This is a genomic window from Canibacter oris, from assembly GCF_014197205.1.
GTDB lineage: Bacteria > Actinomycetota > Actinomycetes > Actinomycetales > Microbacteriaceae > Canibacter > Canibacter oris.
On the sequence record NZ_JACIFD010000020.1, the window covers coordinates 1 to 8,228 of the forward strand.

The 8,228-nt window shown below is 59.4% G+C and carries 9 protein-coding genes; all 9 read left to right on the forward strand.

The genetic code is table 11. From position 1 onward, the window contains the following. Nucleotides 1-489, forward strand: a 489-nt coding sequence (locus tag F5897_RS07575) for a phenylalanine--tRNA ligase subunit beta-related protein (protein ID WP_484482101.1), incomplete at its 5' end; no start/stop codon positions are given. Between the two features lie 215 nt (nucleotides 490-704). Continuing rightward, a complete protein-coding gene (argC, locus tag F5897_RS07580; RefSeq protein WP_183305067.1) occupies nucleotides 705-1,796 on the forward strand; it encodes an N-acetyl-gamma-glutamyl-phosphate reductase in 1,092 nt (363 codons plus the stop codon). Next, on the forward strand, nucleotides 1,793-2,974 hold the full coding sequence (gene argJ, locus F5897_RS07585) for a bifunctional glutamate N-acetyltransferase/amino-acid acetyltransferase ArgJ (protein ID WP_183305068.1): 1,182 nt from the start codon (nucleotides 1,793-1,795) through the stop codon (nucleotides 2,972-2,974). The genes argC and argJ overlap by 4 nt, the downstream gene beginning before the upstream one ends. A gap of 86 nt (nucleotides 2,975-3,060) precedes the next feature. Further along, nucleotides 3,061-4,014, forward strand: a complete 954-nt coding sequence (gene argB, locus F5897_RS07590; protein WP_183305069.1) for an acetylglutamate kinase — start codon at nucleotides 3,061-3,063, stop codon at nucleotides 4,012-4,014. Between the two features lie 113 nt (nucleotides 4,015-4,127). Next, nucleotides 4,128-4,562, forward strand: a complete 435-nt coding sequence (locus F5897_RS07595) for a hypothetical protein (protein ID WP_343048857.1) — start codon at nucleotides 4,128-4,130, stop codon at nucleotides 4,560-4,562. Nucleotides 4,563-4,669: 107 nt separating this feature from the next. After that, nucleotides 4,670-5,458, forward strand: a complete 789-nt coding sequence (locus tag F5897_RS07600) for an ABC transporter ATP-binding protein (protein WP_221221353.1) — start codon at nucleotides 4,670-4,672, stop codon at nucleotides 5,456-5,458. After that, nucleotides 5,448-7,088, forward strand: a complete 1,641-nt coding sequence (locus F5897_RS07605) for a hypothetical protein (protein WP_183305071.1) — start codon at nucleotides 5,448-5,450, stop codon at nucleotides 7,086-7,088. The genes F5897_RS07600 and F5897_RS07605 overlap by 11 nt, the downstream gene beginning before the upstream one ends. A gap of 51 nt (nucleotides 7,089-7,139) precedes the next feature. Next, the gene (fdxA, locus tag F5897_RS07610; protein ID WP_124823912.1) at nucleotides 7,140-7,457 is read left to right on the forward strand and encodes a ferredoxin; all 318 of its coding nucleotides are present in this window, start codon (nucleotides 7,140-7,142) and stop codon (nucleotides 7,455-7,457) included. A 207-nt stretch (nucleotides 7,458-7,664) separates the two neighbouring features. Continuing rightward, nucleotides 7,665-8,228 (forward strand): citrate/2-methylcitrate synthase (locus tag F5897_RS07615; protein WP_343048858.1); only part of this gene is annotated, 564 nt, incomplete at its 3' end.

Consider the following 8,228-nt stretch of genomic DNA (forward strand, 5'->3'; position numbering starts at 1 on the left):
GTGACGCAGGGGCAGCATCCGGCATTCCACCCGGGCCGCTGTGCCCGTCTCACTATTGCGGACGAGCTGCTCGGTTACGCAGGCGAGCTCGTTCCTGAGCTGGTGGCGGCGCATCACCTGCCGCACCGCGTTGCAGCCTACGAGCTAGACTTGGATCGCTTGCTGGAGCTGGCACCGCGGGCCGCGCAGGTCAGCGGTATCAGCACCTACCCGGCAGCAACTCAGGATGTGACGTTGCTGGTCGCAGCAGAAACACCGGCAGCCGCAATTGCGACCAGCTTCACCGCTGGCGCTGGCGAACTGCTGGAAGATATGCAACTGGTTGCTGACTATCGTGGCGAGGGTGTCGCCGCTGGCGAGAAAGCGCTAACGTTTGCATTGCGCTTTAGGGCTGCCGATCGCACCCTCACCGCGGCGGAGGCTAACGAGGCCAAGCTCGCAGGTGTTACCGCAGCGACCGCGGCAACCGGCGCGCGGATTCGCGACTAGCACCGGGCCCGGCTGCCGGGGCACGGGGCCGAGAGTTGCCTGCGATTACTCGACTCTGCGGGAGCCGGGGCAGCGGTCGCGCCTGCGAGTGCTGGCCGGCCAGGGCGTAGGGCACCGGTTGTAATGAAATTGAGACCACGCTGAGCGGTGCCGCCGCGTTAAAATAGCATCATAACGCGGCGGTGCCGCTCAGGCTTTTGTGGGGAAGGTGCGGCATGAAACGGGTTGCTGTTGCCGGCGCCAGCGGTTATGCTGGCGGCGAACTGTTGCGGGTGCTGAGTAAACATCCTGAGTTCGAGGTGACCACGGTAACCGGGCACTCCTCAGCCGGCAGCTCTCTGCTGTCGCAGCAGCCGCATTTGCGTTCGCTGGCGCACCTCACGCTGCAACCAACCACGGCAACGGTGCTGTCAAATCATGATGTGGTGTTTTGTGCGTTGCCACACGGCGCCTCGGGGGCGCTCACCGCAGAGCTTAAAAACGTTGAGCTGGTGGTAGACTGCGGCGCTGATCACCGGCTGCTTAAAGCTGGTGACTGGGCCGACTACTACGGCGGAGCATTCTGCGAGCCCTGGGCCTACGGCGTGCCAGAGCTAACTCTCGCAACCGGTGGCAAACAGCGCGAGCGGCTGCGGCAGGCCACCAAAATCGCGGCCCCCGGCTGTAACGCCAGCACCGTCGCGCTGTCACTCGCGCCCGGAGTGCAAGCCGGGCTGATTGAGACCACAGATATGGTTAGCGCTCTGGCGGTGGCTCCCAGCGGCGCCGGCAAAGCTCCGAAAGTAGAGTTTCTGGCGGCTGAAATGTTGGGCTCTGCAACCCCTTATGCGGTTGGTGGATCACACCGCCACATTCCGGAAATTTTACAGGCGTTAGCGGGCGCAGACCCGACTGTGCCGGCCGCGGCGCACGCTGATCCACAAATGCAATACAGCAGCGGCTATGGCACGCTGAGTTTCACCCCGATGCTGGTGCCAATGTCTCGTGGGATTCTAGCAACCAGCACCGCGCGGCTGCGGCCCGGAGTGACGCTGGAAGATGTGCGTGCCGCCTGGGAAAACAGCTACGCCGCAGAACCTTTTGTGCGTGTGTTGCCGCACGGAGTGCAGCCGCGAACTGCTGACACAGTAGGGTCAAACTGCTTGCTTCTGGGGGTTACTGTGGATAACCGGGCCCAGCGAGTAGTTGTCACCGCAGCGCTTGATAATCTTGTAAAAGGAACCGCCGGAGCCGCAGTGCAGTGCGCAAATATTGCGTGCGGGCTGCCTGAGACGCTTGGCCTGGAAACAGATGGAGTCGCGCCATGACCGTAACCTTCCCGTATGGATTCACCGCCGCCGGTATCAGCGTCGGGCTGAAATCGAGCGGCAAACCAGATCTCGCGCTGGTGCTCAACAACGGTGCGCAGCCGCAGGCAGCCGCGGTTTACACCAGCAACCGGGCGCAGGCAAACCCGATTTTATGGTCAAAACAGGCAGATATTGCGAATACCCGCGCAATTATCCTGAACTCCGGAAGTGCTAACTGCTTTACCGGGCAGTTCGGCTACGAAACCACTAAGCTCACCGCCGAGGCGGTTGCGCAGCAGTTAACCCAGCAGGGTGGTGTGGTGGTTACTGCGCAGCAGGTGCAAGTGTGTTCCACAGGTCTAATCGGTTATGGTGATCAAGCGATGCGTGACAAGATTCTCGGTGGGATTCCGGAATTGTTTAAAGCGCAGTCACTAGACGATTTAACTGCGCCTGAAGCGATTCTCACCACCGACAGTGTTACCAAAACCGCGCTGCATGAAAGCCCCGTAGGGTGGCGCATTGGTGCGATGGCTAAGGGGGCGGGGATGCTCGCCCCGGGGCTCGCGACCATGTTGGTTGTCATCACCACCGATGCCCGACTAACTGCAGCAACCTTGCAAACCGCGCTACGGCAGGCCTGCGACAGCACCTTTAACTGCCTCGACTCTGACGGCTGTATGTCAACCAACGACCAGGTCACCCTGCTCAGCAGCGGCGAGAGCGACAGTTCGGTAGACATCGCAGAGTTCACCGCCGCGCTCACCAAGGTGTGTGATGATTTGGCGGCGCAGTTGCAGGCAGACGCCGAGGGCGCCAGTCACAGCATTGATATTGTGGTGACCGGCGCGAAAAGCACCCGGGATGCGACCGTAGTGGGCCGCGCCCTGGCCCGTAATAATCTTTTTAAAGCCGCGATTTACGGTAACGATCCTAACTGGGGGCGGGTGCTGGCGGCAATCGGCACCACCGACGCGGATTTTGACCCTTACCAGGTTGATGTTTCCTTCAACGGAGTGCGACTGTGCAGCGCCGGCGCCCCAGACCGTCCGGTGCAAGAGTGCGATCTCAGCCCCCGGCGCACCCTCGTTGAAATCGCGTTAAACGCCGCAGCCGACAGTGGTTACAGTGCAAAAATTCGCACCAATGACCTCACTAAAGAATACGTTCACGAAAACAGCGCATACTCCAGTTAATACTGATTCAGCAGCTAATTCAGTAGCTAAACCAATAACTAAACTAGCGCTGAACCAGAAAGACACGAAAGTTCGCGGGACTAGCAATGACAATTATTCGCAATCAGGACGACTTCAACACCGCAGCAGCCAAAGCTGAGGTACTGGTGGAGAGCCTGCCGTGGATGAAAAAATTCCGTGACAAAATCATTGTGATTAAGTTCGGCGGCAACGCGATGGTCGATGCGGCGCTGTTTCAAGCCTTTGCCGAAGACGTGGTTTACCTCAGGTACGCCGGCATTAAACCGGTGATTGTGCACGGCGGCGGGCCGCAGATTAACGAAATGCTGGGGCGCCTCGGCATTGAAAGCGAGTTTCAGGGCGGCTACCGTGTCACCACTCCGGAAGTGATGAACGTGGTGCGGATGGTGCTAACCGGAGTTGTGAACCCCCAGCTGGTTGATGCGATAAACCAGCACGCCCCGCTCGCGATGGGAATTTCCGGAGAAGACGGCGGCCTGCTGCAGGCTGCGCCAGCAGCGCCAGTAATGGTAGAAAACACCACGATTGATCTCGGGCTTGTGGGGGAGATCACTCGGGTGCGCCCCGACGCAGTGCATCACATCCTCGAAAACGGGATGATTCCGGTGGTCAGCTCCATTGCGCCGAACAGCGCCCACCCGGGGCAGTCGCTCAACATCAACGCAGACACCGCTGCTGGCGCCCTGGCAGCGGCGCTCGGGGCTGAAAAGCTGGTGATGCTCACAGACGTTGCCGGGCTGTACGCGGCGTGGCCAGATCCAGCCTCCCTTATCTCCAGCCTGACACTCAGTGAGCTGCAAGAAATGCTGCCGAGTCTCGCCGACGGCATGATTCCGAAAATGCGTGCCTGTGTTACCGCGCTCAGCGCCGGGGTGCAAAAAGCCAGTATCGTTGACGGTCGTGTGCCGCACTCGGTGCTGCTGGAAATCCTCACCAATAACGGCATCGGCACCGAGATTGTGCCAGACACCGCGGCTGCTCCCCGCACCTCCTCCATCGCCGTTATCCCGTCACCGTAATGCTTTACCTGACGCTGGCATCCGGGATAAACCTGCTGGTTTTCGCCGCCTGCAGCGTGCTGTGGTGCCGGGCTGATGTGCGCACACGCCGCATTCCCAACCGACTATTGATAATGGTGACCGGCAGTTTTGTGGCGCTCGTGGTGGTGGTTGCGGTGTTGCTGTTGGTGGATCAGCCGCAGCAGGTCGCGCTGACCGCCGCCGGGGCAAAATGGGTCACAGCCGCCGCAACGGGTGTGGCGGTTACAGTGCTTACCGTGTTGTTGGCGCCCGCTGCGGTGGGGCGCGGAGACCTGAAATTGCTGGGGCTGCTGGTGACGCAGCTGCTGTGGTACGGCAACATCGATAGTATTGCGGTGTTTTTGATGGCGCTCGCGGTGACCACCGCCGTCACGGTGATGCTGAGCAGCAGCCGGGCGCATTTGCGTGGTGCTGTGGTTGGGGTTGGCGGCGCTACGACAGCGGCGGCTGCCCGGACCGTGGCTTACGCACCGGCACTCACCGCCGCCTGCTGGCTCAGCCTTGCCGCAACCTGGATTTTTAGGTGAGGGGCGTGCCGAGCGCCGGCGTCAGCTGCCGAAGGCCGCGCAGCCACTCGCACATCAGATATCCGTCACAATCGGGTAACATTTATACCGAATGAAAGGCGGCAGCTTTGCACGAGCAGAATCAAATCTCACCACACAGCATTGAAATCTTAAACCTGACTAAGGTTTTCGGGCAAAAAGTAGCGGTTAATAACCTCAGTCTGGCAGTGCCGCAGGGTACAATGTTCGGCATTGTGGGGCCCAACGGTGCCGGTAAAACCACAACTCTTTCAATGGTTACCGGGATTTTAGAACCGACCCAGGGCAGCGTTGCAATTCTGGGCAAAGACGTGTGGCAAGATCCGGTAGCCGCCAAAGCAGCAATGGGCGTACTGCCAGACGGTATCCGGCAGTTTGAGCGGCTCACCGGTAAGGAACTGCTGCGCTACACCGGGATGCTGCGGGGCCTAACAACCGCAGAAACTGAGCAACGCGCCACCGAACTGCTGCAGCTTTTGGGGCTCACCGAGGCGCAGAACAAGATGATTGTAGACTATTCTGCCGGCATGAAAAAGAAAATCGGAATTGCGGCGGCGCTGATCCACGCCCCGAAACTGGTGATTTTAGATGAACCTTTTGAAGCGGTTGATCCGGTATCTTCAGAGGTGATTCGCGATATTTTGCGGCGGATCGTGGCTGGCGGCGGCACCGTGGTGCTGTCGAGTCACGTAATGGAGCTGGTGGAGAAAGTGTGCGATGCGGTCGCGGTAATCCATCAAGGGACGCTGGTTGCGGCTGGTACTATCGCAGACGTAACCCAGGGCAAAACCCTGCAGGAACGGTTTGTAGAGCTGGTTGGCGGGCACGCTGAGCTCGACGCCGCAGAGTTGAACTGGTTGGCGCAAAATGGCAACTAAACATAATAAAACCAGCAGTGTGCCGCTGGCGATTCTACAGCTATCATGGCGGCAAACCTGGAACCGGGTGACGCAGAACGGTTGGGCTATCGCTGGCTCAATAATCGGGGTGCTCTACGGTTTCGGTTTCCTGATGTTGATGATGAGCGGGATGGTTGGGCTGCGTCTGGCGGGCACCGCACAGTTTGTGGTGCCAGCAATTCTCATCGTTGCCTGCGTGCTGGGGCTGAGCTGGGTGATTATTAACATCTTCTTCGCAACCAAGCCGCCGCTGAGCCCAGAACAGTTTTGCCTGCTGCCGGTGCGGGGTGTGGATCTGGCCAAAGGCGCCTTTCTCGCCCACCTCTTTAGCGTGCAGGGCGTGGTTTATCTGCTGCTGGCGCTGTGTCTCGTGATTCCGTTCACAACCGGGGTTGTGCCGACAATCGCCTCCCTGCTGTGTGCGCCGCTGGCCGCGGTGGTGTGGCTATTAACAGGCCGAGTTGTGGCCGACGGTCTCGCGGCCAAAATGGCGCACCGCAAAACCCGCGAGATGACCTTTATTGTGCTGCTGCTGCTGTTTGTGTCATCCGGATATTTTGTGCAGCTGCTGCTGTTTCCACTGCTGCAGCTAGAGAGTCCGGAGCAGCTGTTACAGCAAACCGCCGTGGTCGGTGCGGTGCTGCAGTGGGTGCCGTTCGCAGCTCCGTTCGCGGCAGCAGCATCGTTCGCCGCCGGCAACTACCTGTTCGCGGCGCTGCAGCTGGCACTTACGCTTGTGACCATCGCGCTGCTGTTTAAACTCTGGCAAACCCAGTTGGCGCCGCGGCTCACCGCGCCGGTGCTGATGCACGGCACCAACGAGCTGCGTGCCAACTCACTGCTCGACAGAATGCTGCCGCAAAGCGTGTTGGGGGCGCTGATGGGGCGACTGCTGCGCTACCAGTTGCGTGATCCACGCCACCTGCTGAATCTGTGTTCGGTGCCGCTCGTAATTATTCTCTTCTCCTGGATTGTCGCTAACACAGGTGAGCTGTTAGGCTCTAGCGGAGACGGGATACAGTTTGTGCTGTTCTGCTTGATTGGGTTTATTGTGGCGGTGATGGCGGCGTCAGTCGGGCAGCTTGATTCCGCCTACGACGGGGAGACCCTGGTGTGGCACAACCTCATTCCGGTGCGGGGGAAGGTGGATCGACGCGCCCGCATCCTCGCCAAAGTTGTCATCTACGTGCCGTTGCTGATTGTGTGCGGTGCGATTGGCGGCTGGATTATTGGCTCCGGGATAACCACGATCGGTGCTATCAGCATCTACGTCACCGCTTTTGTGGTGCTGCTGTCTGCCGGAGTGGCGCTGTCTGCGTGGCTGCCAGCAATCGCTCCGAAGCCAGAAGACAGCATATTCAGTAAAGGCTCCAGCGGCGGTGTGCAGTCGCTTGCCGGGATGCTGATGGCGTTGATTCTGACGCCGCTTACCATCGCTGTGCCTGCGGTGCTGACATCCTTGGCCAGCGGCACGCCGGCGCTGATTTGGGCGGTTCCGGTAGTTGCTGCGCTCATGTCATGGGGTGCGGTGGAGCTTGCAGTGCTGATTTCCGGGCCGGTTTATGACCGTAGACACGCTAAAATTTTGGCTCATGTGAGCCAGGCGTAGCCTGATCCACCCACAAAATAGGCGTAGAATAAAGAGGCGGAGGGGGTTACTGTGACGTATGTAATTGCGCTGCCGTGTGTTGATGTGAAAGATCGCGCATGTGTGGATGAGTGCCCGGTCGACTGCATTTACGAGGGGGAGCGGATGCTTTACATCCACCCTGATGAGTGCGTCGACTGCGGGGCCTGCGAACCGGTGTGCCCGGTGGAAGCGATCTACTACGAAGACGACCTGCCGGAAGACTGGGAGCCCTACTACACGGTTAATGCAGAATTCTTTGATGAGATCGGTTCTCCCGGTGGCGCCGCCAAAACCGGGGTTTACCCCTTTGATCATCCGCTGATTGCAGCCCTGCCGCCGCAGGCTTAACCACCCGCCGGGCTAAGGTTTAAACCCGGCCGTGGCGGGGTGTAGCAGGATGGCGTTACGGGCGCAATCAGTCCCGGGCCGCCGCGCTGCTATCGTGCTGACTTAGCACTCGGAGCAAATCTGCTATAGAGTATATGCATACCATAATTGTCATAAACGGTTTGGTATAAGGAGCCGCGCTACGCCGCGCTACAGCAAGGAGAAAGTGTGACCCTAGAAAGCTCAAACACCGCACCGCAGGCTGTGAAACTGACCTACGGAGATGTCACCGCGGAGCTGCCAGTGGTAGCAGCTACCAGCGGGCGCAACGCTATTGATATCAGCAAGCTGACCGCCAAAACCGGTCTCACCGCGCTTGATTACGGCTTTGTGAACACCGCATCAACAAAATCAGAGATTACCTACATTGACGGTGATGAAGGGGTGCTGCGCTACCGTGGCTACCCGATTGAGCAGCTGGCTGAGCACTCTACCTTCCTTGAGGTTGCCTACCTTTTGATTTACGGGGAGCTGCCAACAGCGGAGCAGATGGCGAAGTTTGACAACGAAATTCGCCGGCACACGCTGCTGCACGAAGATATGAAGTACTACTTCGAGGGGCTGCCGCACACCGCGCACCCGATGGCTGTGCTGTCAGGCGGTATCCAGGCGCTCTCAACTTTCTACGAAAGCTCGCTCAGCGCGTCTTCGCCAGATCTTATCGAGGTTAATACCATCCGGCTGCTGGCGAAGCTGCCGGTGCTTGCGGCCTATGCGCACAGAAGTCCAATT